27 protein-coding genes are annotated in these 25,956 nt (G+C 65.7%); 17 read left to right on the forward strand and 10 right to left on the reverse strand.

Annotated features, from left to right (window positions below; all coding sequences use genetic code 11):
* Window positions 1–139: 139 nt before the first annotated feature.
* Entirely contained in the window at window positions 140–691 is a 552-nt protein-coding gene (locus LGQ10_RS22720) for a cysteine hydrolase family protein (protein ID WP_226523258.1), read from the reverse strand.
* 158 nt (window positions 692–849) lie between these two features.
* Here LGQ10_RS22720 and LGQ10_RS22725 point away from each other — a divergent pair, with 158 nt between their 5' ends.
* Both LGQ10_RS22725 and LGQ10_RS22730 read left to right on the forward strand, forming a co-directional pair.
* Complete coding sequence (locus LGQ10_RS22725) at window positions 850–1,776, forward strand: GlxA family transcriptional regulator (RefSeq protein WP_413247633.1); 927 nt, start codon at window positions 850–852, stop codon at window positions 1,774–1,776.
* A 97-nt stretch (window positions 1,777–1,873) separates the two neighbouring features.
* Window positions 1,874–3,979, forward strand: coding sequence for a mechanosensitive ion channel family protein (locus LGQ10_RS22730; RefSeq protein WP_226523260.1), 2,106 nt, complete (start codon window positions 1,874–1,876; stop codon window positions 3,977–3,979).
* Window positions 3,980–4,018: 39 nt separating this feature from the next.
* On the opposite strand, the gene LGQ10_RS22735 is transcribed toward LGQ10_RS22730, so the two are convergent.
* Complete coding sequence (locus tag LGQ10_RS22735) at window positions 4,019–8,308, reverse strand: DEAD/DEAH box helicase (protein WP_226523261.1); 4,290 nt, start codon at window positions 8,306–8,308, stop codon at window positions 4,019–4,021.
* Between the two features lie 255 nt (window positions 8,309–8,563).
* On the opposite strand from LGQ10_RS22735, the gene LGQ10_RS22740 reads away from it, so the two are divergent.
* Both LGQ10_RS22740 and LGQ10_RS22745 read left to right on the forward strand, forming a co-directional pair.
* Complete coding sequence (locus LGQ10_RS22740) at window positions 8,564–9,448, forward strand: sugar nucleotide-binding protein (protein WP_226523262.1); 885 nt, start codon at window positions 8,564–8,566, stop codon at window positions 9,446–9,448.
* A complete protein-coding gene (locus tag LGQ10_RS22745) occupies window positions 9,441–10,370 on the forward strand; it encodes an NAD-dependent epimerase/dehydratase family protein (protein ID WP_226523263.1) in 930 nt (309 codons plus the stop codon). The genes LGQ10_RS22740 and LGQ10_RS22745 overlap by 8 nt, the downstream gene beginning before the upstream one ends.
* A gap of 58 nt (window positions 10,371–10,428) precedes the next feature.
* Here LGQ10_RS22745 and LGQ10_RS22750 read toward each other — a convergent pair whose 3' ends face one another.
* The 5 genes from LGQ10_RS22750 to LGQ10_RS22770 all read right to left on the reverse strand — a co-directional run bounded on the left by LGQ10_RS22750 (window position 10,429) and on the right by LGQ10_RS22770 (window position 14,502).
* Window positions 10,429–11,127: an OmpW/AlkL family protein gene (locus LGQ10_RS22750; protein ID WP_058435346.1), complete on the reverse strand. Its 699-nt coding sequence runs from the start codon at window positions 11,125–11,127 to the stop codon at window positions 10,429–10,431.
* 184 nt (window positions 11,128–11,311) lie between these two features.
* Window positions 11,312–11,848: a DUF3299 domain-containing protein gene (locus LGQ10_RS22755; protein WP_413247565.1), complete on the reverse strand. Its 537-nt coding sequence runs from the start codon at window positions 11,846–11,848 to the stop codon at window positions 11,312–11,314.
* 10 nt (window positions 11,849–11,858) lie between these two features.
* Window positions 11,859–13,124, reverse strand: coding sequence for an ABC transporter permease (locus LGQ10_RS22760; RefSeq protein WP_058435347.1), 1,266 nt, complete (start codon window positions 13,122–13,124; stop codon window positions 11,859–11,861).
* Window position 13,125: 1 nt separating this feature from the next.
* Window positions 13,126–13,836 (reverse strand): ABC transporter ATP-binding protein, encoded by a 711-nt coding sequence (locus LGQ10_RS22765; protein WP_058435348.1) that lies wholly within the window; start codon window positions 13,834–13,836, stop codon window positions 13,126–13,128.
* Window positions 13,837–13,896: 60 nt separating this feature from the next.
* Entirely contained in the window at window positions 13,897–14,502 is a 606-nt protein-coding gene (locus LGQ10_RS22770; protein WP_226523264.1) for a DUF2796 domain-containing protein, read from the reverse strand.
* A 136-nt stretch (window positions 14,503–14,638) separates the two neighbouring features.
* Here LGQ10_RS22770 and LGQ10_RS22775 point away from each other — a divergent pair, with 136 nt between their 5' ends.
* Window positions 14,639–15,001 carry a hypothetical protein gene (locus LGQ10_RS22775; protein ID WP_226523265.1) on the forward strand — a complete coding sequence of 121 codons (363 nt, stop codon included), beginning with the start codon at window positions 14,639–14,641 and terminating at the stop codon, window positions 14,999–15,001.
* A gap of 61 nt (window positions 15,002–15,062) precedes the next feature.
* Here LGQ10_RS22775 and trxA read toward each other — a convergent pair whose 3' ends face one another.
* From trxA to LGQ10_RS22790, 3 genes are read right to left on the reverse strand one after another with little or no spacing between them, the layout of a single operon-like run.
* Window positions 15,063–15,935: a thioredoxin gene (trxA, locus tag LGQ10_RS22780; RefSeq protein WP_058435351.1), complete on the reverse strand. Its 873-nt coding sequence runs from the start codon at window positions 15,933–15,935 to the stop codon at window positions 15,063–15,065.
* Window positions 15,936–15,966: 31 nt separating this feature from the next.
* The gene (locus LGQ10_RS22785; protein ID WP_058435352.1) at window positions 15,967–16,677 is read right to left on the reverse strand and encodes a class I SAM-dependent methyltransferase; all 711 of its coding nucleotides are present in this window, start codon (window positions 16,675–16,677) and stop codon (window positions 15,967–15,969) included.
* Complete coding sequence (locus LGQ10_RS22790; protein ID WP_058435353.1) at window positions 16,674–17,132, reverse strand: hypothetical protein; 459 nt, start codon at window positions 17,130–17,132, stop codon at window positions 16,674–16,676. Before LGQ10_RS22790 ends, LGQ10_RS22785 begins: the two co-directional genes overlap by 4 nt.
* A 129-nt stretch (window positions 17,133–17,261) precedes the next feature.
* Between LGQ10_RS22790 and nrdR the strand changes: the two genes are divergently transcribed.
* The 12 genes from nrdR (at window position 17,262) to LGQ10_RS22850 (ending at window position 25,951) form a co-directional block, all read left to right on the forward strand.
* Window positions 17,262–17,726: a transcriptional regulator NrdR gene (gene nrdR / locus LGQ10_RS22795; RefSeq protein ID WP_058435354.1), complete on the forward strand. Its 465-nt coding sequence runs from the start codon at window positions 17,262–17,264 to the stop codon at window positions 17,724–17,726.
* Window positions 17,723–18,856 carry a bifunctional diaminohydroxyphosphoribosylaminopyrimidine deaminase/5-amino-6-(5-phosphoribosylamino)uracil reductase RibD gene (gene ribD, locus LGQ10_RS22800; protein WP_058435355.1) on the forward strand — a complete coding sequence of 378 codons (1,134 nt, stop codon included), beginning with the start codon at window positions 17,723–17,725 and terminating at the stop codon, window positions 18,854–18,856. The genes nrdR and ribD overlap by 4 nt, the downstream gene beginning before the upstream one ends.
* A 47-nt stretch (window positions 18,857–18,903) precedes the next feature.
* A complete protein-coding gene (locus LGQ10_RS22805) occupies window positions 18,904–19,566 on the forward strand; it encodes a riboflavin synthase (RefSeq protein ID WP_226523266.1) in 663 nt (220 codons plus the stop codon).
* Between the two features lie 31 nt (window positions 19,567–19,597).
* Window positions 19,598–20,689 (forward strand): bifunctional 3,4-dihydroxy-2-butanone-4-phosphate synthase/GTP cyclohydrolase II, encoded by a 1,092-nt coding sequence (ribBA, locus tag LGQ10_RS22810; protein WP_226523267.1) that lies wholly within the window; start codon window positions 19,598–19,600, stop codon window positions 20,687–20,689.
* 91 nt (window positions 20,690–20,780) lie between these two features.
* On the forward strand, window positions 20,781–21,257 hold the full coding sequence (gene ribE, locus LGQ10_RS22815; RefSeq protein ID WP_011063735.1) for a 6,7-dimethyl-8-ribityllumazine synthase: 477 nt from the start codon (window positions 20,781–20,783) through the stop codon (window positions 21,255–21,257).
* Window positions 21,254–21,754, forward strand: coding sequence for a transcription antitermination factor NusB (gene nusB, locus LGQ10_RS22820; protein WP_058438951.1), 501 nt, complete (start codon window positions 21,254–21,256; stop codon window positions 21,752–21,754). The genes ribE and nusB overlap by 4 nt, the downstream gene beginning before the upstream one ends.
* Before the next feature lie 18 nt (window positions 21,755–21,772).
* A complete protein-coding gene (thiL, locus tag LGQ10_RS22825; protein ID WP_226523268.1) occupies window positions 21,773–22,738 on the forward strand; it encodes a thiamine-phosphate kinase in 966 nt (321 codons plus the stop codon).
* The gene (locus tag LGQ10_RS22830) at window positions 22,735–23,238 is read left to right on the forward strand and encodes a phosphatidylglycerophosphatase A (protein ID WP_058435129.1); all 504 of its coding nucleotides are present in this window, start codon (window positions 22,735–22,737) and stop codon (window positions 23,236–23,238) included. The genes thiL and LGQ10_RS22830 overlap by 4 nt, the downstream gene beginning before the upstream one ends.
* A gap of 10 nt (window positions 23,239–23,248) precedes the next feature.
* Entirely contained in the window at window positions 23,249–24,007 is a 759-nt protein-coding gene (locus LGQ10_RS22835; protein ID WP_058435130.1) for a substrate-binding periplasmic protein, read from the forward strand.
* 113 nt (window positions 24,008–24,120) lie between these two features.
* Window positions 24,121–24,738, forward strand: coding sequence for a GTP cyclohydrolase II (gene ribA, locus LGQ10_RS22840; protein ID WP_022641266.1), 618 nt, complete (start codon window positions 24,121–24,123; stop codon window positions 24,736–24,738).
* Window positions 24,735–25,154 (forward strand): hypothetical protein, encoded by a 420-nt coding sequence (locus tag LGQ10_RS22845; protein WP_058435132.1) that lies wholly within the window; start codon window positions 24,735–24,737, stop codon window positions 25,152–25,154. Before ribA ends, LGQ10_RS22845 begins: the two co-directional genes overlap by 4 nt.
* Complete coding sequence (locus LGQ10_RS22850; protein ID WP_226523269.1) at window positions 25,154–25,951, forward strand: cobalamin-binding protein; 798 nt, start codon at window positions 25,154–25,156, stop codon at window positions 25,949–25,951. Before LGQ10_RS22845 ends, LGQ10_RS22850 begins: the two co-directional genes overlap by 1 nt.
* The last annotated feature ends 5 nt before the right edge of the window (window positions 25,952–25,956 follow it).

Consider the following 25,956-nt stretch of genomic DNA (forward strand, 5'->3'; position numbering starts at 1 on the left):
GTTTTCAATCGGGCCTTAGTTGATTGACTGTTCAATCATTGTTCTTGCTAGTTTGTCGTGCAATGACCAGGGCTAAGGTTGTCCGTGCTGGCCGGACAACCTTGCACAAGATGCGACCCGTTGAGCTTCAGGTGCGGATTCAGGCCGTGGCCAGGAACTCGTCGGTGGACAGGACGCTGGCATAAGCGAAGGCCAGGGCCGACATCACTGCGCTCTGGACCTGGGCCGCCGGTACTGCCTGGCCGTTGAACTCCAGGTCCAGGGTGGCGCAGGCATCGTGGATCACCTGTACCGGATAGCCCAGGTCGGCTGCGGCCCGAGTGGTGCCTTCCACGCACATGTGGCTCATGTTGCCGACGATCACCAGTTCCTCGATGCCCTGTTGCTGGAGGATCGACTGCAACCGGGTTTCGCGGAACGCGTTGACGAAGTGCTTGAGCACCACCGGTTCATCCCCCTGGTTGCGAACCTTGGCGTGCAACTGCGCGCCCTCGGAGCCGGGGGTGAAGAAGGGCGCGTCCTGGGTGTTGAATTCGTGGCGGATGTGCAGCACCGGGGCGGCCTTCTGGCGAAAGGCCGCGATCAGCCGCGCGGCGTTGTCCGCTGCGGCATCGACCCCCGCCAGCGGCCATTTGCCTCCGGCGAAGTAGTCGTTCTGGATATCGATTACGATGAGTGCCTGTCTGGCCATGGGTATTGCCTCCAAGTGATGGTTCGATGTGGGGCCAGTATCGGCCTGTCGCATTGCCTGGAGGATTGGCCGCATCGACATTAACAGGGGGAAAACTGACAGTGGGCATTCAAGCCACGGTTGCCGAAGTGGGCGTACTGCTTTACCCGGGCGTGCAGATGGCTGCGGTGCACGGCTTGACGGACCTGTTCCAGGTGGCCAACCGGGTGGCCGGCGAGCAGTCCCAGGGGGCGTTGCCGGTGTTGCGGATCAGCCATTGGCAGGCCGCTGACGAACAGGCGCCGAGGCGGACCTATGACAGCCTGGACGGCGCCACCGCAGGGTTGCAGGCGCTGGTGATCCCACCGGCGCTGGCCGGGTTCTGCTCCAGCCAGTCGTCCGCGGCGCTGGTGGGCTGGCTGCGTGAGCAGCATGCCGCTGGCGCGACCCTGGGAGGCGTCTGCGTGGGTTCTATCCTCCTGGCCGAGAGCGGTTTGCTCGATGGGCGCAGCGCCACCACCCACTGGACGTCGGCCAAGGCTTTTGCCGCTCGTTATCCACAGGTACGGCTCGAGGCCGAGCAACCCATCGTCGACGATGGCGACCTGATCACCACTGCGGGCCTGATGGCGTGGGCCGAGTTGGGGTTGCGCCTGGTGGACCGCTTGCTGGGGCCCGGGGTGGCCAGGGCGACCGCGCGCTTTCTGGTGATGGAACACAGCGACAGCGCCAGCCAGTGCGGCAGCAACTTCGCCCCGATCCTCAGCCATGGCGATGCCGCGATCCTCAAGTTGCAGCACTGGCTGCAGGCCAATGGCGCGGTGGATGTATCGCTGGCGGCGATGGCCCGGCAGGCGGGGCTCGAGGAGCGGACCCTGCTGCGGCGTTTCCGCGCGGCCACCGGGCTCAAGCCGACCCAGTACTGCCAGCATCTGCGGGTGGGCAAGGCGCGGGAAATGCTCGAGTTCACCACGGGCACCATCGATCACATCGCCTGGACCGTGGGCTACCAGGACCCGGCGACCTTTCGCAGCCTGTTCAGGAAGATCACCGGCCTTGCGCCCAGCGAGTATCGCAACCGCTTCGGTGCCGCCCGGGGCCAGTGATCGGCTGGAAAGTCACGGCCAAGTGGGCAGTTGAAGCGAACTTGCCGGACGTTTGCTGATCAGTTCCTTACAGACCCTGCTGAAGGAGCCCCGCGTTGTGTTGAATTTCAAGACCGCGATTCTGCTCGGGGTGCTGCTCTTGCTGGGCAGCAGCGAGCTGGATGCCGCACCTGCGCCAAACGCCCCGGCCGAGAGTCCGGCCAAGCCCGAGTTGCTGGTCGAGGGCGGGTTGCTGGGCGCCATCAGTTCGAGCATCGATGAAGTCCAGGACAAGCTCGATCTCAACCAGAACCTGATCGACGCCTGGCGTTTGCGCGCCGATCGTGCGGTTGACGAAGTAGGACGCCTGGTCAACCAGCCCTCGGACCGTTCCGGCTGGAGCGTGGCCGGGGACTTCCTGGTGTTGTCCGGCGCCTGGCTTGCCAGCTTCGCCCTGCTGACGCTGCTGGGGGGCTGGCTGGTTCGGCGCCTGGCGCAACAGCGCTGGTTGCTGGCCCGTCCCCGGGGCCAGGCCCTGCTGGAATACCTGTTGCCCTATACCTTGCCGGCGCTGGTCAGCCTGCCCTTGACGCTGTACGCCAGTCACTCGCTGCCCGGCTCGGCAGGCCGGGCCCTGGCCTTGTGCCTGGCGTATGCCACCAGCAGCGGCATCGTCTCCACCTCGGTGCTGCTGTGCCTGATCGTGCTGTTCAACGTGGGGCACAAGCGTCCGGCGGTCCGGATAATCCGCGACTATTGCCCCAAGCCGCTTTTTCTCATGGGCTTTCTGGCGGCCCTCAGCGATGCCCTGACCAGCCCGCAGATCGCCCGCCAGCTGGGTGGCAATATCACCAGTAGCGTGGCGGTGCTCACCGGCTTGCTGGCCACGGTGATCTTTGCCGTGCTGGTGATCCGCCTGCGCCGGCCGGTGGCGCAGCTGATCCGCAACCGCCCGCTGTCCCAGCGTCTCAGGCAGCCGGCATTGCAGGAGTCACTGCGGATCTTTTCCGGGCTCTGGTACTGGCCGATCCTGCTGATGGCACTGGTCTCGGCGGTCAACCTGATCGGCGCTGGCGAGGACAGCCAGGAGGCCCTGCGCTGTGCCCTGCTGACCACCGCGCTGCTGATTGCCACGGTCTTTCTCAGCACGCTGCTGCAGCACCTGTTCAAGTCCCGCAGTGCCCAGTCGATCCAGCGCAGCAGCGCCTACAAGGAGCGCTTTCTCAGCCTGCTGCATGCGTTGCTGCGGATCGTCATGGCGATAGCCTTCATTGAAATCCTCGGGCGTATCTGGGGCCTCTCGTTGTTCGAGTTCGCCCAGCGCAACTCCGTCGGCCGGGCCATCAGCGATTCGCTGAGCAGCATCGGGCTGATCTTCCTGGTGACCTGGCTGCTTTGGGTGGTGCTGGACACGGCGATCCAGGAGGCCCTGAAACCACCGGTCAACAAGCGTTCCGCGCGCCAGCCCAGTACCCGGGTCAAGACCATCCTGCCGCTGCTGCGCAACGCGATCAAAATCATCCTGGTGGTGATCTGCGCGATCACCACCATGGCCAACCTGGGGATCAACGTCGCACCGCTGCTGGCCGGTGCCGGGGTGGTCGGCCTGGCCATCGGTTTCGGTTCCCAGCAACTGGTGCAGGACGTGATCACCGGCTTGTTCATCATCATCGAGGACACGCTGTCCGTCGGTGATTGGGTGGTCCTGGATTCCGGCCACGCCGGTACGGTGGAAGGCCTGACCATCCGTACCCTGCGCTTGCGCGATGGCAAGGGTTTCGTGCACTCGGTGCCGTTCGGCCAGATCAAGGCGGTCACCAACCAGTCGCGGCAGTTCGCCTTCGCCTTCTTCTCGGTGCAGTTCACCTACGATTCGGATGTCGACAAGGCCATCGAGCTGATTCGCGAGGCCGGGCGCTCCATCAGCGACGATCCGTTCCTCAAGTACAGCCTGCAAGGTGGCCTGGATGTGTTCGGGGTGGACAAGATGGACCTCAACGGCGTGGTGCTGACGGCGCAGTTCCGCACCGTGTCCGGCGGCCAGTACGCGGTGACCCGGGCATTCAACCAGCGCTTGAAGAAGCTTGTGGATAACTCGCCGTGGGTCCATTTCGCCCAGACTTATCCACAACAGGTGATGTTGCCGGCGCGGCGGATCCATGAGGACGAGCCGGAGCAGGACGAGTCGGCGCTGTTGCTGCCCGAGTCGCCGCGCCCGCAGTGAGCCTGGTGCTGCCGCCCCGGCAGGTCCAGGCGCCAACGGCTACAGGCGGTGCTGCACCAGCTTGTTGCGCAAGGCCTGGGCTTCCCCGGGTTCCAGTTCCAGCCAGACATGCTGGGTGCCGGCGATCTCGGCGGCAGCCGGCAGCCCATCGCGATACACCAGGCGGTTGCCGCTCAGGGCCGGGACCTTGGGGCCGGGCAGCAGGGTGCCGGCCAGGTTCAGCGGGTCGACGCCACACACCGCGACCAGGCTGCCGTCATGGGGGCGGCGGCGCACCTCGCGCAGCAGCGGGATCGCTTCCGGCAGGGCGAATTGCTCACCGGCCAGGCCGCTGACGAAACGTCCGCCACGGATCTGTCCACGGGCTTCCAGGCGATGCAGGGTACGCAGCAGCTCGCGCCAGCTGGGCAACCAGTCGGCCTCGCGCTCCAGCAAGCGCCAGAACACCACGCCGTAGCGGCGTAGCAGGGTCATGGCCACATGCTCGAGGGTGCTCGCCTGGTCCTGGCTCGACAGGCGCCGCAGCAGGGCCCAGCGGCCCGCATCGTCCATGCCACCGCTGAAAGCCCCACGCCCACGCCGGCTGCTGCGGTGCTGGCGCTTGCTCGCAGGGGTGATCAGGGCCCGCAGGCCGGCGAAACTGTCGGCATTCACCCGCCCGGCCCCCACCAGTTCCTGCAGCACGTTTTCCAGTTCGCTGCGCAGCAGGCGACTTTCGTGCAGCAGTTCATCGAAAAACAGCGCGCCGTGCTGGCCGAGCACGTCATGGACCTTCTGCGCCTTGGCCGACAGCTCGATGTCGGAGGGGGTGGCCAAGCCGTTCCAGAGGGGCGCCTGGGCCCGGGGCAGCAGAACGATCGGCGTGCTGCGCAAGGCGCCGCCAGCGGGTTTTCCGCTGGCATTGATCCGGCTCCAGGCCACCTTGCCGCTGCGGCACAGTTCATCCAGCCAGTGGCCGGAATAGTCCTTCAGGCGGGCCGGCAACAGGTCGCTGTCCCAGGCCGAGGCGGCTGCGGGGTAACCCTCGAACTGGCCCACGACCTCGGTCAGCATGGCGCTGCCTTCGCCCCGAGTATTCGCGGACAGGCGCTGCCAGTCGAACAGGAACCGCATGAAGTCCTGCAGCGCCACCGGTTCGATCTCCCGGCGCAAGCGCTTGACCGTGTAGCGGTGGATCCGGGCCAGCAGGTGGCGTTCGCACCATTGCTCTTCGCTGCCGCCAGGGCTGAAGCGCCCCCGCAGCACATAACCTTCCGCCTCCAGTTGCATCAGTGCCTGGCTGATGCTCGCGGCGGGCAAGCCCAGGGGGGCGGCGATTTGCGTCAGGGTCAGGGGGGCGAAGCCGCTGAGGCGGGCGCGAATCAGCTCCACCAGGGCCGGCTGTTCCTCCCAGGCCTGGTCAAAACCGGGCACTGGCAGCAGCGCAGGTTGCAAGGTGGCCTGGGGATACAGGGCCCGCAGACAGCCGATGCGTTCCAGGGCCAGCCACAAACCGCCGTCGGGGCCGGCCTGCAAGCAGCAGGCACGGCCCTGGCTCGCCAGGGCTTGCAGCCATTCGGGCCAGCCGGGATTGGCTCGGGCCTCGGCGACGCTGATACAGGCCAGGCTCATCAGCGCTTCGTGCATTTCATCGGCGCTGGCCGCAGCTGGCCAGGCTTCTTCGGCCACTGCGGCGATGGCGCCCGGGTCCAGGGCGCCCAGGTCGTCGCTGGCCGTCGGATCGCTCCAGCGCCGGGCCAGTACGGCCTGGGTACGACGCTCCTCCAGGGGCGCATCGTCGAGGAAGGTGTAGGGCTTGGCGCTGAGGATCTCCGCCGCCAGGGGCGAAGGCGCTGGCAGGTCGCGGCTGAGCAGGCGTACCTGGCCCTGTTCCATGCGCCGCAGCAGGTGCAGCCAGCCCTCGCTGTCCATGGCCTCGTGCAGGCAGTCGTCCAGGGTTTGCTCCACCAGCGGGTGGTCGGGGATCTGCCGCTCGCCGGCGAGGTTTTCCAGGCAGGCGATCTGGTCGGGAAACACGCTGGCGATCAGGTCTTCGCTTTTCATCCGCTGGATCTGCGGCGCCACCTTGCGTCCGCCGCTGTAGCGCGGCAGTGCCAGGGCCACCCCGGCATTCCAGCGCCAGCGCACGCCGAACAGCGGCGCGTCGAGCAGGGCCTGGATCAGGATGTGTTCGGCACTGTTGCTGTGCAGGTAGCGCCACACCTCGTCCAGGGCAAAGCTGTGGCTGGTGGAGAGCGACAGGACGATGGCGTCCTCGCTGGCGGCGGCCTGCAGCTCGAAGTTGAACGTGCGGCAGAAGCGCTTGCGCAGGGCCAGGCCCCAGGCGCGGTTGACGCGGCTGCCGAAGGGGCTGTGGATCACCAGCTGGGTGCCGCCGGACTCGTCGAAGAAGCGTTCCATGATCAGCGTGTCCTGGGACGGCAGCGCGCCCAGGGCCAGGCGGGCCGGAGCCAGGTAGTCCACCAGTTGCTCGGCGCAGGCCAGGTCCAGGCCCAGTTCGTGGTGCAGCCAGTGGATGACCGGTTGCAACTGGCCGGGCGCGGCGCCCAGCAGCTCGTCCAGGCGGGCCAGCAGGCGTGCCACCGCTGCCGACAGTTCGGCGCTGCGCCCGGGGGCTTCACCGAGCCAGAAGGGCAGGCTTGGCGGTTGCCCCTGGGCATCTTCGACTCGCACCTTGCCGGCCTCCACCCGCAGGATGCGATAGGAGGTGTTGCCCAGCTGGAACACGTCGCCGGCGATGCTTTCCACGGCGAAGTCTTCGTTGACGCTACCGATGTTCAAGCCCTGGGGTTCGAGCAGCACGCTGTAGTCGGCGTTGTCGGGAATGGTCCCGCCACTGGTGACCGCGGTCAGCTTCGCGCCTCGGCGTCCACGCAGGGTCCGGGCCTGGGCGTCGCGGTGCAGGTACGCGCTGCGCAGCCCCTGGCGGCTGTTGAAGCCTTCGGCCAGCATCTGCAGCAGCGCCTGGTAGTGCTGCGCGTCCAGGTCGGCATAGGGCGTGGCCCGGCGCAGCAGTTCCAGCAGGGCCGCTTCCGGCCATTCCTGGCAGCTGACTTCGGCGACGATCTGCTGGGCCAGGACATCCAGGGGCGCTCGGGGAATCGACAGGCTGTCCAGTTCACCGCGGCGCACGCAGTCCAGCAGTGCGGTGCATTCGATCAGGTCGTCGCGGGTCAGGGCGAACAGGCGACCCTTGGGCGTACCGCCCACCTGGTGGCCCGAGCGGCCGACCCGTTGCAGGAACGCCGAGATCGAGCCTGGCGAGCCGATCTGGCACACCAGGTCGACATCGCCGATGTCGATGCCCAGTTCCAGGGACGCGGTGGCCACCAGCACTTGCAGGTCGCCGGCCTTGAGGCGCTGTTCGGCCTCCAGGCGCTGTTCCTTGGCCAGGCTGCCGTGGTGGGCGGCCACCGCCTGTCGGCCCAGGCGCTCGCTCAGGTGCCGGGCCAGGCGTTCGGCCAGGCGCCGGGTGTTGACGAACACCAGGGTGGTGCGGTGTTCCCGCGCCAGGTTGGCGATGCGCTCGTACACCTGTTCCCAGACGTCGTTGGCCATCACGGCCGACAAGGGTACGGGCGGTACTTCAATCGCCAGGTCACGGGGGCGGGAGTGGCCGATGTCGACGATCTCGCAGGGGCGCTGGTGTCCGGCCAGGAACCGCGATACCGCCTCGATGGGTTTTTGCGTGGCGGACAGGCCGATACGCAGCAAGGGTTCGCTGCACAACGCCTGCAACCGTTCCAGGCTCAGGGCCAGGTGGCTGCCGCGCTTGTTGCCGGCCAGGGCATGGATCTCGTCGACAATCACTGTCCGGGTACTGGCCAGCATCTGTCGCCCGGAGTCCGAGCCCAGCAGCACGTAGAGCGATTCGGGGGTGGTGACCAGGATCTGCGGCGCGCTCTTGCGCATGGCATTGCGGTCTTTCTGCGGCGTATCGCCGGTGCGCACGGCGGTGCGGATGGCCAGCTCCGGCAGGCCCATCAGGCGCAACTGTTCGGTGATGCCGGCCAGGGGTTCCTGCAGGTTGACCTGGATGTCGTTGCTCAGGGCCTTGAGCGGCGAGACGTATACCACCAGGGTGGCGTCCGGCAGTTGGCCGCCCGCGGCCAGGCCCTGGTGCACCAGGTCGTCGAGCACGGCGAGAAAGGCCGTCAGGGTCTTGCCCGATCCGGTGGGGGCGGCGACCAGGGTCGAGCGCCGCTGCGCGATCAACGGCCAGGCGCGGGCCTGGGCCGTGGTCACGGCGGTGAAGGTGTGCTGGAACCAGGCCCGGACGGCCGGATGGAAACCGTCCAGGGGCTGGTTCGCGGATTCGACAGGGTTCATGGGTGAAGTTATGCGGCCGCCCGGGGCAACTTGCAAGCATCCGCCCGGCAGCGGCCGCGCTGTTGTCCGAGGCGGCTGGAGGGGTGCAGGGCGTCAGCGCCTACAGTCGTTGGCGGGAGGGCGGATCGCACATTCTCAGTGACGGTTGCGCCACAAACCCGCAAAATGCAACGATTCTGGCAATTCTCGACGGTCGAGCCCCCGGGGTTGACCAATCCAAACCATCGTTCTGAACAGACTGGGCCTGCTGACTCTATGCGAATGCGCCTTATGTTACTGGGCGGCGGAAATGCCCTTGGGCAGGCGCTGATTCGCCTGGGTGCGGAGGAAGACATCAATTTCCTCGCACCTCGTCCGCCGCAAGACGGTTGGGACGCCGCGAGTCTCACGCAACTGCTCGATGACACCCGTCCGGACGCCCTGATCAACCTGGCTTACTACTTCGACTGGTTCCAGGCGGAGGCGGTGAGCGAGGCGCGCCTGGGTGGCCAGGAACGGGCGGTCGAACGACTGGCCGAGCTCTGCCAGCACCACAACATCATCCTGGTGCAGCCTTCGAGCTATCGGGTGTTCGATGGCTCCCGGGCCACCGCCTACAGCGAGAAGGACGAACCGGTGCCCCTGGGCCTGCATGGCCAGGCGCTGTGGCGCATCGAGCAGAGCGTGCGCGCGACTTGCCCGCAACACGTGCTGCTGCGTTTCGGCTGGCTGCTGGATGACAGCGCCGAAGGCATTCTCGGGCGCTTCCTGACTCGCGCCGAGTCGGCGCAGGAATTGCTCATGGCGGATGACCGCCGGGGCAACCCGACGCCGGTGGACGATGCCGCGCGGGTGATCATCTCGGTGCTCAAGCAACTCGATTGCGCCGCGCCGCTCTGGGGCACCTACCACTATGCCGGCCAGGAAGCGACCACGCCCCTGGCCCTGGGCCAGGCAGTGCTCGGCGAGGCGCGGCAACTGCACCCGCTGGCCATCGAGGCGCCCACCGCGCAGGCCCACGCGGCCTTCGCCGATGCCGCCGAGGAACCGCAGCACGCGGTGCTGGCCTGCAAGAAGATTCTTCACACGTTCGGGATCAAGCCGCGCGCCTGGCGTGCCGCTCTCCCGGCCTTACTGGATAGGTTCTATCGCCATGGCTGACGGCCTTGTATTGATCACCGGCGGCGCCGGTTTCATCGGTTCGCACCTGGCCGACGCCCTGCTTGCCAAGGGCTACTCGGTACGTGTGCTGGATGACTTGTCCACCGGCAAGCCCGGCAACCTGCAACTGGATAATCCACGCATCGAACTGATCGAGGGTGATGTCGCCGATGCCGCCTTGGTGAACCGGGTCATGCAGGGTTGCACTGCGGTGGTGCACCTGGCAGCTGTAGCGTCGGTGCAAGCGTCGGTGGACGATCCGGTGCAGACCCACCAGAGCAATTTCATCGGTACCCTGAATGTCTGCGAGGCCATGCGCCAGCAGGGCGTGAAGCGGGTGCTGTTCGCGTCCAGCGCCGCGGTCTATGGCAACAATGGCGAAGGCCTGTCCATCGACGAGGAGACCGCCAAGGCTCCGCTGACTCCTTATGCCAGCGACAAGCTGGCCAGCGAGCATTACCTGGACTTCTACCGGCGCCAGCATGGCCTGGAGCCGGCGATCTTCCGTTTCTTCAATATCTTCGGTCCACGCCAGGATCCATCGTCACCGTATTCCGGGGTGATCAGCATCTTCTGCGAGCGGGTCCAGCAAGGTTTGCCGATCACCGTGTTCGGCGATGGTGAGCAGACCCGGGACTTCGTCTACATCGGCGACCTGGTGCAGGTATTGCTGCAGGCCATCGAGGCCCCCGAGCTGGAGGTGGGCGCAGTCAACGTCGGCCTGAACCAGGCCACCACGCTCAACCAGATGCTCGCCGCCCTGGCCGAGGTGGTGGGCCAGTTGCCGCCTGTCAGCTATGGTCCTGCCCGTGCCGGCGACATTCGTCATTCGCGGGCCGGCAACCAGCGTTTGCTGCAGCGCTTCACGTTTCCCGAACCGACCTCCCTGAGTGTCGGCCTGGCCCGCTTGCTGGGACGTTGAAGGTTGTTGCAGGCATGAAAAAGGCGCCCCAGGGGCGCCTTTTTCGTGTGGTTCGGGCTTAGAACTTGTAGCCCAGGCCAACCATGTAGACCATCGGGTCGACGTCGACGTTGACCTTGGCGCGGGTACCCTGGGCCACCGCGTTGTTGTCCACGTAGGCACGGGTATCGATGTCGATGTAGCGCACCTGGGCGTTGATCATGATGTTTTCGGTCAGCATGTAGTCGGCACCGACCTGCCAGGCCAGGCCCCAGGAATTCTTGGCGCGGAAGTTGTCGAAACCGGCTTCGCTGGCGCGGCTGCCAACGTGCTCGTCGTAGATCCAGGTGTAGTTGATACCGGCACCGACGTAGGGCTGGAATGCTGACTTGTGATCCAGCGGGTAGTACACCACGCTCAGGGTCGGCGGCAGGTGCTTGAGGGTGCCGAGCTTGCCGTTGGCCGGGGACAGGGCGGTGTTCTTGAGTTTCACGTCGTGTTCGAACGGCGTGGCGGCCAGCAGTTCGATACCGATGTTGTTGGTCAGCATGTAGGCGAAGTTCAAGCCCAGCTGAGTGTCGCTGCTCATGGTCGCCTTGCCGCCCAGGTTGGCGCCGGCCAGTGGACCGCGATCGACCTTGACGTCGGAACTGTTGGCTTTCGGATTGACGGTGATCGCACCGGCACGAACGATGATGTCACCGGCTTCGTGGGCGTTGGCGATCGGGGCGGCGAGTGCGAGCGCAACCAGGGAGGCGCTGAGCAGGGACTTATGCATGGGAGCTCCAAAGGACGATTCAAATTGGCTATGTCCAATGGTAAGGATCGTCAAGTTGACCACCTTGACTCAGCTCAATGAAATCGCGAACCCTCACTGCGCTGCTGAACTATTCTTTTGCCCCGCACTCTTTTGCCATCGTTTCCCGGGGCGCCCGGCCTGGAAGGGGCCCTGTGACCAACGCTCACTCTTGCAGCTCGTAGACGTAGATCTTCTGGGCCGCCATCTGGTAGCCGGCATCCGCCAGCTCGCTGCTGGACGGCTTGACCTGCATGTCGCCCTCGACCCAATAGGGCTGGTACAGCTCATCGAGCTTCACGCCGATTTCGCTGGTGACATGGACGATCTGGTTCGACGGCGGCGGCGGTACGTGGATGCAGGCGCCGAAGTAGGGCACCAGGAGGAAGTCCGTGGTGCGCCCTTCCTCGTTCACCTCCAGGGGCACGATGTAGCCGGGCAGGCGCACCGCCTGGCCGTCCAGGCTTTTCACCACCGGTGCATTGGGCAGGTCCTGCTTGGCGGCAGGGGCCGATTCTGCGGACAACGCATCGCTCATCTGCGACAGGTCGTGCAGGGGTTTCATGTTCGGCACTTCCGGTGGCGCGTCCGGCGGGATCATTTCCGACCAGGTCAGGTCCTTCGGCGCCCCTGCTGCCCACAGCGGCGAACTGAACAGCAGCGACAGGACAAGGAGGGAGCGCAGCAAGCGTTGGGTCTTCATAAACCAGGGCTCATAAACGGATCGACAGGCCATCGGCCAGGGATTGCCGGTAGGCGCGCCAGGCCGGCACGCTGCCCATCAGCAGAGCGGCGATCAGGATACCGCCCAGCAGCGTCCACTCATACTGGCTGGGCCATGCCAGCGGCAGGTACAGGCCGTAGTTCGACTGCACGTAGCCCTGGGCCAGGGCGATGCCCAGGTACAGCAGGGCGAGTCCCGCCAGCACGCCCGCCAGGGCCAGGGCAAAGGCTTCCAGCACCAGCAAGGTCGCGATGTGCCAGGGACGGGCGCCCACCGAGCGCAGGATGGCCATTTCCCGGCGACGCTCGTTGAGGCTGGTGAGGATCGCCGTGAGCATGCCGATCAGCCCGGTCAGGACCACGAACAACGACACCACGAACAAGGCTTTCTCGGCGGTGCCCATCAGGCTCCAGAGTTCCTGCAGGGCCACGCCGGGAAGGATTGCCAGCATCGGCTCGCCACGAAATTCATTGATCTCCCGTTGCAGGGCGAAGGTCGAGATCTTGCTGTTCAGGCCCAGCATGAAGGCGGTAATGGCCTGGGGCGTGAGGTCCATGTTGCGTGCCTGGTCGGCGCTGATCCGGCCCTCGCCGCGGGCCGGCACGCCGTTGTGCCAATCGATGTGGATGGCTTCCATGCCGCCCAGGCTGATGTGCAGGGTGCGGTCCACCGGCGTACCGGTGCGCTTGAGGATGCCCACGACGGTGAAAGGCTTGTCGTCGTGCTTGACCAGGCTGATGGCCGCCACGCCATGGGCCAGGACCAGCTTGTCCCCCAGCTGGTAGTGCAGGGCCTCGGCGACTTCGGCCCCCAGCACCACTTCGAAGGGATCGCTGGCAAAGGCTCGGCCCACCGCCAGTTGCAGATTCTGCTGGTGGCCGTACTGGTAGTGCTGGAAGTAGGCGTCGGTGGTGCCCATCACCCGGTAGCCGCGATGGGAGTCGCCCAGGGAAATCGGGATCGCCCATTTCACCTTCGGGTTGCTGGCGAAATGTTCGAAGCTGTCCCAGCGGATGTTGTTGGTGGCGTTGCCGATGCGGAACACCGAGTACAACAGCAGGTTCACCGAGCCGGAGCGGGCGCCGACGATCAGGTCGGTGCCACTGATGGTGCTGGCGAAGCTGGCGCGGGCCTCGGTACGCACTCGTTCCACTGCCAGCAGCAGGCAGACCGAGAGGGCGATGGCGAAGGCGGTGAGGATCGCGGTGAAGCGGCGGTTGGCCAGGCTGGCCATGGCCAGGCGGAACAGATACATCTCAGACCTCGACAGGCTGGGTAGCGCGATTGAGTTCGGCCAGCGACAGGTGGCGATCGAACAGGGGAGCCAGGCTCTGGTCATGGCTGACGAACAGCAGGCTGGCCCCGGCTTCGCGGCATTCGGCGAACAGCAGTTGGAGGAAGGCCTCCCGGGCGTCGTGGTCCAGTGCCGAGGTGGGCTCGTCGGCGATCACCAGTTCCGGTTGGCCGATCAGTGCCCGGGCCGCTGCGACCCGCTGTTGCTGGCCGATGGACAGCGAGTCGGCACGACGACCGAGCAGGCCGGGGTCCTTCAGGCCCAGGTGGGCCAGCAGGGTGGCTGCGGCCTGGTCGACGCTGCCGTGACGCTGCACGGCGCGGCTGGCCCGCAGCCTGGAGAAGTGGCAGGGCAGCTCGACGTTTTCGCGCACCGAGAGGAAGGGCAGCAGGTTGAACTGCTGGAAGATGTAGCCGGTGTGATCGACGCGAAAGCGATCGCGGGCGCCGGCCGAAAGCTCGGTCAACTCCTGGCCCAGCAGGCGGATGCTGCCTTGGCTGGGCTTCTGAACGCCGCCCAGCAGACCCAGCAGGGTGGTCTTGCCACTGCCGCTGGGGCCCTTCAGGAACAGGGTCTCACCGGCTTGCAGGCGAAAGTCCGGGATGTCCAGCAACTGTGGGTGACCGGGCCAACTGAAGCCCAGGTTGGACAGTTCGATAAGTGCTTGGGTCATGTCGGGTCGATCATCGAATGAGTGTTGTAGCCGCCGAAGACAGCGGCTACAGGGGGGCGCTCAGAACTTCAGGGTTGCGGCGGTGGCGCTGGCTTCGACGCCCTGCTGGCCGCTCGGCGAAATGAGTTGTACCTGAATTTTCTGGGTGGCGGGGAAGGTCTTGAAGATCTGCCCCAGGTCGAGGGTCTTCAGGGCATCCGGCTTGGCGCAGGTGAGCTGGTAGTGGGCGTGGATCTCACTGTGTTCATGGTGATGCTCGTGACCATCGGCGTCCTTGGCCTCTTCGTCGTCATCGTGATCATCGGCGTCAGGCTTGTCGCCGAACAGCGGGCTCTCCAATTCCTGCTTGGCCACCACGCACGCCGCGGCCCTGGGCAGGTTGAACAGCACCAGGGGTTGCTCCAGCTGCTTGCGTGCAGCGGCAACCTTGGCCTTGTCGGCATCGGTGCCGGGTGCATGCTCGAAACCCACCAGGTTCATCGCCGGGCTTTGCAGCTCCAGCTCCAGGGCTTGGCCGTCGAGCACCGCATTCAACCGGGCCACGCCATGCTCATGGGCGCCAAGGCTTGCGTGTTCATGCTCGTGTTCGTGGTCATGGGCTTGCGCGGCCTGGGTAACGGCCAGTGGCAACAGGGCGAATGGCAAGGCGAGTAGCAGGCGGCGCATGGCAAGTCTCCGGGACGCAAGTGAAATAAATGTTATGTAATCTTATAACGCTGTTGGCGGCAGAGTTTGACCGCCCGCTTGGCGTTGCGCAAGACGCGTGGGAGCATGCTCGTCAGAAATTTTCGGGAGCACGACGATGGTGCGGATTCGTGGAAACATCGGCGACTGGCCGGTGGATTTGACCCTGGAGCTGGACGAAGGCGACTGGGCGCAGCTGGCAGGGCAGTTGGGCGCGCAATTGCAGGTGGCCAATCCGGCCCAGCCGGCGCCCACCGGGGTGGTGGGCAAGCCGGCAAGCCAGGACGACACCTTGTGGCTGACCGCCAAGGACCTGCTGCGCCAGGCTGGCCAGCTCAGCGGGCCGGAGTTGCTGGAGCAACTGGAGGCTTTGACCGGTAGTGCGGCGGCAGGCAAGCGGCTACTGGTGCGCCTGCGCCACTGCGCCCAGGTGAAGGTGGTCAGCGGCGTGGATACGCCGATCTACAGCTGGATACCCTGAGCGAGGCGAGCTGCCGGGCCGGTGCTGCCACGCATCGACTGGCAGGCCGGCCCGGCAGTGATCAGTACAGCGCGGCGAAGAGCTTGCGCCGGTAGGTGGTCACCAGCGGATGGTCGTTGCCCAGCAGGTCGAAGACTTGCAGCAAGGTCTTGTGGGCAATGCCTTCGCTGTAGCTGCGGTTGCGCATGAACAGCTTGAGCAGGCCCTCCAGGGCCGCCTCGTACTGCTGGCGGGACAGTTGCTGGATCGCCAACTGGTAGGCCGCCTCGTCGTCCTGGGGGTCCTTGGCCAGGCGCGCCTTGAGGTCGGCGGCATCCGGCAGGGTCGCGGCCTGCTTGAGGAAGGTGATCTGTGCCTTGGCCCCGGCCAGGGCTGCCTTGTGTTCATCGCTCTTGACCGCGTCGAGCACGGTCTGGGCCTCGCCCAGTTCACCGCGTTCGGCCAGGCAGCGGGCGTAGAGGATCAGGGCCTTGGCATTGCTGTTGTCTTCGCTCAGCAGGGCCTTGAGGACGGCTTCGGCGTCGCCGATACGACCTTCGCCGAACAGGGTCTCGGCCTGTTCCAGCGGATCGGCCGCAGACGGCGGTGGCATCTGTACGTGGGGCTCGAGCATGGCGCGTACCGCCGACTCCGGCTGGGCGCCGGCGAAACCGTCCACCGGCTGGCCGTCCTTGAACAGCACCACGGTGGGCAGGCTGCGGATGCCGAAGCGGGCGACGATGTCCTGCTCGATGTCGCAGTTGACCTTGGCCAGCAGCAGTTCACCCTGATAGCTCTCGGCAATCTGTTGCAGCATCGGCATCAACGCCTTGCAGGGCGCGCACCACTCGGCCCAGAAGTCCACCAGGACCGGCTTGTGGAAGGAGTTCTCGATCACCGACTGGTCGAAGTCGGCGGTGTGGGCATCGAAGATGTACGGCGTGTCCTGACTCATGGGGTATCTCGAATAAGCGGCAATGGCGCCACTATAAGGCTTGCCCGGGGTGGATCGCCATCGTCGGTGCGGCCGCTGCAACGGCGCCTGGTCGTTGTGCGTGATACAGGCTCACGCTGCGAAACTCCCAGGGTTCGGCCAGGTCCGGCAGGGTGAGGGCCTGGAGCATCTCCAGGCGCCGGTACAGCGGATGCTGGAAGTCCCGGACCCGCGAATCCGCCACCAGGGCTTGCCGGCCCCGGCTGAGAAACTGGTCCAGCAGCGGCAGGTTGGCGCGGTCGTAGAGCACATCGGCCACCAGGATCAGGTCGAAGCGATCGGTTTCGGCGAAAAAGTCCGCGCAGTACCCCAGCTCGACCTGGTTGAGCTCGGCATTGGCCCGGCATGCGGCGATGGCCAACGGGTCCAGGTCGCAGGCCACCACTTCCAGGGCGCCGGCCCTGGCTGCGGCAATGGCTGCCACGCCGGAGCCGGCACCGAAGTCCAGCACACGCTTGCCTCGTACCCAGTGCGGGTGCTCGGCCAGGTAGCGCGCCAGGGCCAGGCCGCTGGCCCAGCAGAAACTCCAGTAGGGCGGTTCGTGGAGGATGCGCCGGGTTTCCTCGGGCGTGAAGGCCCGGTCCATGTTGCGCTCGTCGATCAGCCACAGCCGCAGTTCGGTCTCGGGCAGCTCGCAGGCCACCAGTTGCGCGTCCCCCAGCAGTTCGCCGAGGGCCGCCTGCAGTTCGAGCGGTGGGGTCATGGGGCTTTGACGAATTGCAGTTGGCCCAGGGCCTGGGTGATGGGCTGGTCGATGCGTTGCGCCGGCAGGTGCAGGATCAGTTGCCCGGACTGGCTGGCGCGGCCGCGCAGTTCGACTCGGGCACCGGCGGGGAAGGCCTCGGGGGCGAAGCGCAGGCGAAACGGCAGGACCCGAGCGGTGCCGGTCAGGTTGCTGCTGGCCAGCAGGCGCTGCGGACGGCCGCGCTCATCGACCACCAGTAGCGCCAACTCGACGTCGGCACCGCCGGGCACACCATTGAGGCTGCCGCTCAGCTCGCGCTGGTAGGCGGGCAAGGGACCAAGATCGACCGGCTCCTGGGGCTTCTGCACGGTTTGTGGCGTGGAGGAGGCGCTGGCCGCAGGTTTCGGGGCATCGCTGCTGCAGGCGACCAGCAGGCTGACAAGGCTGAGCAAAACGAGCGGTCTGAGCGGCATTTGAAGCTCCAACGAGGCAGATTTCCATGTGCGAAACATAATAGTCGGTCTGTATACCGTAAAGGCTATGGCTTGTCTTGCCAGTGGGATGCGCTACCATGGCCCTCCCTTTTTTTGTTGCCTGCCACCATGCACTGTCCCTTCTGCGGTGCCAACGACACCAAGGTCATCGACTCGCGTCTGGTCGCCGAGGGCGAACAGGTCCGCCGCCGGCGTGAATGCCTGGCCTGTGGTGAACGTTTCACCACCTTCGAAACCGCCGAACTGGTGATGCCGCGCCTGATCAAGACCGACGGCAGCCGCCAGCCCTTCGACGAAGACAAACTGCGCGCGGGCATGCAACGCGCCCTGGAAAAACGCCCGGTGAGCGTCGAGCGCCTGGAAGCGGCGCTGGCGCACATCAAGCACAAGCTGCGGGCCACTGGCGAGCGTGAGATCAAGTCGCTGGTCGTCGGTGAGTTGGTGATGAGCGAGCTGCAGAAGCTCGATGAGGTCGCCTACATCCGCTTCGCATCGGTCTACCGGCGTTTCCAGGACCTCGACGAATTCCGCGAGGAGATCGACCGTCTCGCCCGTGAGCCGGCCAAGCAATGAGCCAGCCTGCGGAACAAGCGGTACTCGACGCCCACTACATGGCTCGCGCGCTGGAACTGGCGCGCAAGGGCCGTTACACCACCCATCCCAATCCCCGTGTCGGTTGCGTCATCGTGCGCGACGGCGAGGTGGTGGGCGAAGGCTGGCACGTGCGGGCGGGCGAGCCCCACGCCGAGGTGCACGCCTTGCGCGCCGCCGGGGACAAGGCACGTGGCGCTACCGCCTATGTGACCCTGGAGCCCTGCAGCCATCACGGCCGTACGCCGCCGTGCGCCGATGCCCTGGTTACCGCCGGCGTGGCGCGGGTGGTGGCGGCGATGCAGGACCCCAATCCGCAAGTCGCCGGACGTGGCATGCGGCGCCTGGCCGAGGCTGGCATAGCGGTCCACGACGGGGTGCTGGAACACGAGGCGCGGGCGATCAACAAGGGTTTCCTCAAACGCATGGAGCATGGCCTGCCTTATGTCCGGGTCAAGCTGGCCATGAGTCTCGACGGTCGTACCGCCATGGCCAGTGGCGAGAGCCAGTGGATCACCGGTCCCGCCGCGCGCTCTGCCGTGCAACGCTTGCGAGCCGAGTCCAGTGTGGTGCTGACTGGCGCCGACACGGTGCTGGCCGATGGCGCCAGGCTGACGGTGCGCGCCGCCGAACTGGGCCTGGATGCCGAGCTGACGGCCCTGGCCATGACGCGTCCGCCGCTGCGGGTGCTGATCGACGGACGCTTGCGAGTGCCGCTCGATGCGCCGTTCTTCAAGGCCGGCCCCGCCCTGGTGGCGACTTGCGCCGCGGTAGAGGAACAGTACGCCAACGGTCCCGAATGCCTGATCGTGCCCGGCCCCGATGGCCAGGTGGACCTGCACCGCCTGCTCCTGGAGCTGGCCGCCCGGGGCGTCAACGAGGTGCTGGTGGAGGCGGGGCCGCGCCTGGCCGGGGCCTTTGCCCGGCAAGGGCTGGTGGACGAATATCAGATATTCGTCGCCGGCAAGTTCCTCGGCTCCTCGGCGCGGCCGTTGCTGGACTGGCCCCTGGCGCAGATGAGCGAGGCGCCATTGCTCAAGATCATTGAAATGCGCGCGGTCGGCGATGACTGGCGAGTCACTGCCATTCCTGCCCCGCCAGCGAGCGTATAATTCCCGACCTTCGCCTACCCGGCGGCCCTGTTCTCGAGGAGGACTCCATGTTCACTGGCATCATCGAATCCATCGGCAGCATTCGCGCATTGACCCCAAAAGGCGGAGATGTGCGGGTCTATGTAGAAACCGGCAAGCTTGATCTGGCCGACGTCAAACTGGGCGACAGCATCTCGGTGAACGGCGTCTGCCTGACCGCCGTCGAATTGCCCGGCGATGGGTTCTGGGCCGATGTCAGTCGCGAAACCCTGGACTGCACCGCCTTCAACCAGTTGAAGGCCGGCAGCCGGGTCAACCTGGAGAAGGCCCTGACCCCGACTACCCGCCTGGGTGGCCACCTGGTCAGCGGTCACGTCGATGGCGTCGGCGAGGTGGTGGCGCGGGATGAGAACGCCCGGGCCATCCAGTTCCGCATCCGTGCACCGAAGGAACTTGCCAAGTACATCGCCCACAAGGGGTCGATCACCGTCGATGGCACCAGCCTGACGGTCAACGCGGTGAATGGCGCCGAGTTCGAGCTGACCATCGTGCCCCATACGCTGGCGGAAACCATCATGGCCGACTACCGGCCAGGTCGTCAGGTCAACCTCGAGGTCGACCTGCTGGCGCGTTACCTGGAGCGCCTGCTGCTGGGCGACAAGGCCGCCGAGGCCACGGGCAGCACCATTACCGAAAGCTTCCTGGCCGCTAACGGCTATCTCAAATCCTGAACCTCAAATTTTGAAAGAAGGGGGGTGCCGAGTGGCGCTCAACAGCATCGAAGAACTGGTCGAAGACATCCGCCAAGGCAAGATGGTCATCCTCATGGATGACGAAGACCGCGAGAACGAAGGCGACCTGATCATGGCCGCCGAGTGCTGCACGCCTGCGCACATCAACTTCATGGCCAAGCACGCCCGCGGCCTGATCTGCATGCCCATGAGCCGCGAGCGCTGCGAACTGCTCAAGCTGCCGCTGATGTCGCCCCGCAACGGCTCCGGCTTCGGCACCAAGTTCACCGTGTCCATCGAAGCCACCGAAGGCGTGACCACCGGCATTTCCGCCGCTGACCGCGCTCGCACCGTGCAGGCGGCTGCGGCCAAGGATGCCAAGGCCGAGGATATCGTCAGCCCGGGCCACATCTTCCCGCTGATGGCCCAGCCTGGCGGCACCCTGGCCCGTGCCGGCCACACCGAGGCGGCTTGCGACCTGGCGCGCATGGCTGGTTTCGAGCCCACCGGGGTGATCTGCGAAGTGATGAACGACGATGGCACCATGTCCCGTCGTACCGAGCTGGAAGCCTTCGCTGTCGAGCACGGCATCAAGATCGGCACCATCGCTGACCTGATTCACTACCGGATGATCCACGAACGTACCGTTCAGCGGATTGCCGAGCAGCCGCTGGACAGCGAACTGGGCCAGTTCAACCTGGTGACCTATCGTGATTCCGTGGAAGGCGACGTGCACATGGCCCTGACCCTGGGCGAGATCTGCGCTGAAGAGCCGACCCTGGTGCGGGTGCACAACATGGACCCGCTGCGCGACCTGTTGATGGTCAAGCAACCGGGGCGCTGGAGCCTGCGGGCGGCCATGGCCACCGTAGCCGAGGCGGGCAGTGGCGTGGTGCTGTTGCTGGGCCACCCGCTCGATGGCGACGTGCTGCTGGCGCATATCCGCGAAACCGCGGAGCACGCGCCTGCGAAGAAACCGACCACCTACAGCATTGTCGGTGCCGGTTCGCAGATCCTGCGTGACCTGGGCGTGCGCAAGATGCGCCTGATGAGTGCGCCGATGAAGTTCAACGCGATATCCGGTTTCGACCTGGAAGTTGTAGAATACGTGCCCTCCGAATAAAAGCCGGTCGTTGCCAGCTTGAAATTCGCGGTTAAAACATCACTCAGGAGCGTGTGCTAGACACGCTCCAGCTCTTTAAGAGATTTGTCGAATGACCCTGAAGACCATCGAAGGTACCTTCATCGCCCCTAAAGGCCGCTATGCCCTGGTGGTCGGCCGTTTCAACAGCTTCGTCGTCGAAAGCCTGGTCAGCGGCGCGGTTGACGCCCTGGTTCGCCATGGCGTGAGCGAAAGCGACATCACCATCATCCGTGCACCTGGCGCCTTCGAGATTCCCCTGGTGGCGCAGAAGGTCGCGCAGAAGGGCGAGTTCGCGGCGATCGTCGCCCTGGGCGCGGTCATTCGTGGCGGCACCCCGCACTTCGAATACGTGGCTGGCGAATGCACCAAGGGCCTGGCCCAGGTGTCGATGGAGTTCGGCGTACCGGTGGCCTTCGGCGTACTGACTGTCGATTCGATCGAGCAAGCCATCGAGCGTTCCGGCACCAAGGCCGGTAACAAAGGGGCAGAAGCTGCCTTGTCCGCCCTGGAAATGGTCAGTCTGCTGGCGCAGTTGGAGGCCAAGTGATTAGCGACGATAGCGATCGTTTCAACCCGCGCGATCCCAAGCCTGCCGACGCCGGCAAGCCATCCAAGAGCGCCAAGCGTCGCGAAGCTCGTCAGCTCGCGACCCAGGCGCTGTACCAATGGCACATGGCCAAGCATTCGCTGAACGAGATCGAAGCGCAGTTCCGGGTCGACAACGATTTCACCGACATCGATGGCGCCTACTTCCGCGAGATCCTGCACGGAGTGCCCGCCAACAAGAACGAGATCGACAACGCGCTCGTGCCTTGCCTGGACCTGGCCATCGACGAGTTGGACCCTGTGGAACTGGCGGTCCTGCGCCTGTCCACCTGGGAGCTGCTCAAGCGTGTCGACGTGCCGTACCGCGTGGTGATCAACGAGGGCATCGAACTGGCCAAGGTCTTCGGTTCCACCGACGGCCACAAGTTCGTCAACGGTGTACTCGACAAGCTGGCCCCACGCCTGCGTGAAGCAGAAGTGAAGGCATTCAAGCGCTGATCCGCGCTTGCAGCTGCCATGGGCGAGTTTGAACTGATCCGCAATTTCTTCGCCGCCGCGCCTTGTGCGCAGGGCGGCGAGGGCGTTGCCCTGGGAATTGGTGATGACTGCGCCCTGTTGGCGGTTGCTCCCGGCGAACAGTTGGCGATTTCCACCGACACCCTGGTGGCCGGTGTGCATTTCGCCGATCCCTGCGAGCCGTTTCTTCTTGGCCAACGCTCCCTGGCGGTGGCCGTCAGCGACCTGGCCGCCATGGGCGCCACGCCGCTGGCCTTCACCCTTGCTCTGACCCTGCCGACGGTGAGTGCCGATTGGCTGCAGGCCTATGCCCGTGGCTTGAACACCATGGCCCAGGAGTGTGGTGTGCGCCTGATTGGTGGCGATACCACCCGTGGCCCCCTGACCTTGACCATGACCGTATTCGGTCGCGTGCCTGCCGGCCAGGCCCTGACCCGCAGCGCGGCCCATCCCGGCGACCTGCTGTGTGTTGGTGGCCCGCTGGGCAATGCTGCCGGCGCCTTGCCGCTGGTACTGGGGCTGCGTGATGCCGAACCCGGCATTGCCGAGCCGCTGCTGGCCCATTACTGGTCGCCGCGACCACAACTGGCCTTGGGCCAGGCCCTGCGAGGCAAGGCCACTGCAGCCCTGGATATCTCCGACGGGTTGCTGGCCGATTGCGGGCATATCGCCGCCGCGTCTGCGGTCGGGTTGCAGGTGGAGATTGAGAAGCTGCCCCTGTCGTCGTCCCTGCTGGCCTTTCTCGGCCTGGAAGGCGCTCGCGCCGCGGCCTTGAGCGGTGGTGACGACTACGTGCTGGCGTTCACCTTGCCCCCCGCCGAGCTGGCGCCGCTGCTGGCCGCAGGCTGGCCGGTGCACGTCGTGGGGCGGGCAGTGGTCGGGCAGGGCGTGACGCTGCTGGATGCCGATGGACAAGACATCACCCCCGGCATCCGGGGCTATCAACATTTTCCGGAGACACCGTGACAGATCATCCCAAGCAAGTCCCGGCGGAGTTCGTGCCGCCATCGGTCTGGCGCAATCCCTGGCATTTCCTCGCATTCGGCTTCGGTTCTGGCACCTTGCCCAAGGCTCCGGGCACCTGGGGTTCGCTGGTTGCGCTACCCTTTATCCCGCTGTGGCAGATGTTGCCGGACTGGGGCTACTGGCTGATGCTGGGCGTCACCATGCTGTTCGGCTTCTGGCTGTGCGGCAAGGTGGCTGACGACCTGCGGGTGCATGACCACGAAGGCATCGTCTGGGACGAGATGGTCGGCATGTGGATCACCCTGTGGCTGGTGCCCGAAGGCTGGCAGTGGCTGTTGGCGGGGTTCCTGATGTTCCGCTTCTTCGACATTCTCAAGCCGTGGCCGATTCGCTGGATAGACCGGCATGTGCATGGCGGTGTCGGGATCATGCTCGATGATATCCTGGCCGGCGTGTTCGCCTGGCTGGCAATGCAGGGGCTGGTGTGGTGCTTGGGCTGAGGGACAAGGCATGGGTGTCTGTCGCGCACTACTGGTATTGCTGGTTGTCTGCAGTTGCGGCGAGGGCTGGGCGGGTGAGACGCCAGTAGCGCCCAGGTCGATTCGTATCGCCAGCGAGGAGTGGAACCAGTACAGCGAGGCCGACGGCCAGGGGTTGTCCTGGGACATCCTGCGAGAGGTCTTCGAGCCCCTGGGCATCAGGGTCGAGTGCCTGAGCATGCCGTACACCCGTTCGGTCGGGCTGGTGCAGCGCGGCGAGGTGGATGCCCAGGCCGGTGCCTATCGCAACGAGTCCCCGGGCGTGCTGTACCCGCACTGGAACTACGACAATGATCACGTCTACGCCCTGGGCCTGGCCAGCAACCCCGATCTGACGCTGGCGACCCTGGGCAACTATCGCCTGGTCTGGGTGCGTGGCTACAAGTACGAGGACTACCTGCCCAACATCCACCGCTACAATGAGATCCGCCGCCGGGTGGGGATCCTGCCGATGCTGCTCTACAGCCGCGCCGACTACTACATCGATGGCCAGACCGAAGTCGACTACGTGCTCGGGCAGGCCGACGATCCCAGTCGGTTCAAGCGTTCGCACCTGGTGGAGCTGCCTTTGTACCTGGGGTTTGCCGATACTCCCCGGGGGCGTGCCCTGCTGGCCCTGTACGACCAGCGCATGGAGCAGTTGGTGAAGAGCGGTGGCCTGCGGGCTATCTTCCAACACTGGAAGCAACCTTACCCTTTCGGTGATTCCCCCCGGCCGGCGGTCCGGTGATCGAACTTATCGATCTTTATCCGCGATAATTCAGCCTAAGCGCCCAATGGAGGCTGCTGCTACAATGCCGCCTCTGCGAATCTCCAGTCCCCATACAGATCAGGAGCACAACAGTGCCCGTTGTTTTTGTTGCCGCTTCCAAGCTGCCCACTCCCTTTGCGCAATTCACCATGCACGGTTTCCTCGATGAAGCCACCGGCCGCGAGCACGTGGTGCTCAGCCTGGGCGACATCGCCGACGGCGCTCCAGTGCTCGGTCGGCTGCACTCCGAATGCCTGACCGGTGATGCCCTGTTCAGCCAGCGCTGTGACTGCGGCTCGCAGCTCGAAGCCGCCCTGCGGGCCATTGCCCGTGAAGGTCGCGGGGTACTGCTGTACCTGCGCCAGGAAGGCCGGGGCATCGGCCTGCTGAACAAGATCCGCGCCTATGAGTTGCAGGACGGTGGAGCCGATACCGTGGAAGCCAACGAGCGCCTGGGTTTTGCCGCCGACCAGCGCGATTACGCCATGTGCCTGCCGATGCTCGAGCACCTGGGCGTCAAGGCCCTGAGGCTGATGACCAACAACCCGCGCAAGGTCAAGGCCTTGACCGAGATGGGTATCCAGGTCGCCGAGCGCGTGCCGCTGCACACCGGCCATAACCCGCACAACAAGCTGTACCTGGCCACCAAGGCCAGCAAGCTCGACCACATGATGGGCAACGAGCACCAGGGCGAGGTCGACCGCGCGTGACCCGGGGGCAAGTGAAACGACGCCTGACCGTCAGTTGGTGGCAGTACCTGGCCTTGGCCTTGCTGCCTCTGTTCGTGATCAACGCGGTGTTCGGCCAGGGCGAGGCGATCATGCCGGTGCTGGCGATGCCATTCTTCATTGCCGGCACGGCTTCGATGTTCGTCAGCCTGCGTTTCTTCAACGGCTACAAGCATGCGTTGATCGCCACCGGCAAAGCCCTGGACACCCCTGAGGAACCCGCTGCCTGGATCACCCTGGCGGCTCGCCGGCGCGCGGCGTTTCTGGCGGCCTCGTTGCCGGCCTGGATCGGTGCCCTGGCGGTCTTCGTTGGCCTGGAAGCGGTGCCGCTGATGCTGCTGGCACTGTCCAGCGCCGTGCTGTTCTACCTCTACCGCATCCCTCGCCAGCTCGGCTGATGCTGCGCTGGTTGGCGGTCCTGGGCCTGCTGGTCGCCGGCCCGGCGCTGGCGGCATCGCGCGTTGTCAGCCTGGCACCGTCGCTGTCGGAAATCGTCGTTGAACTGGGCGCAGCCGACCTGCTGGTGGGCGTGCTGGATGCCGGCGAACGTCCTGCGTCGTTGCAGGGCCTACCGTCGGTAGGGCGCTACGGCCAGCTGGACATCGAGCGCCTGCTGAGCCTGCAACCCGATCTTTTGTTGCTCTGGCCGGGCAGTGTCGGTCCGGCCCAGAAAGAGCAATTGGCGCGTCTGGGCATTCCCACCGTTGTTGCCGAACCCCATGATCTTTCGCAGCTGACCGCGCAGATCGCCGAGATCGGCGAGCGCCTGGGCCGCCCGCAAGCCGGTCAGGCATTGGCGGTCCAGCTGGACCAGCGACTCGCGCAGTTGCGCCAGCGCTATCGTCGGGCGTCGCCCCTGCCGGTGTTCTACCAGATCTGGGATCGCCCGCTGTACACCGTGGGTGGCGGGCAGATCATCAGCGACGCCCTGGCGGTCTGCGGGGCGCGCAATGTATTTGCCGATCAAGCGCTGCCGGCGCCCCAGGTCAGTATCGAGGCGGTGCTGCAGCGCAACCCGCAGGCGATCCTGGCCACGGCCCAGGGCCAGTTGGATGCCTGGAGAGCTTGGCCGCAGATCGCCGCGGTCAAGCAGGGGCGTTTGTTGCTGGTGACGGACAAGGGCCTGGAGCGGCCCAGTGGGCAGATGGTCGGCGCAGTGGCCAAGCTGTGTGCATTGATCGCGCCCGAGCGCTGAGCCGG

Source organism: Pseudomonas sp. L5B5 (genome assembly GCF_020520285.1).
In the GTDB taxonomy this organism is placed as follows: Bacteria; Pseudomonadota; Gammaproteobacteria; order Pseudomonadales; family Pseudomonadaceae; genus Aquipseudomonas.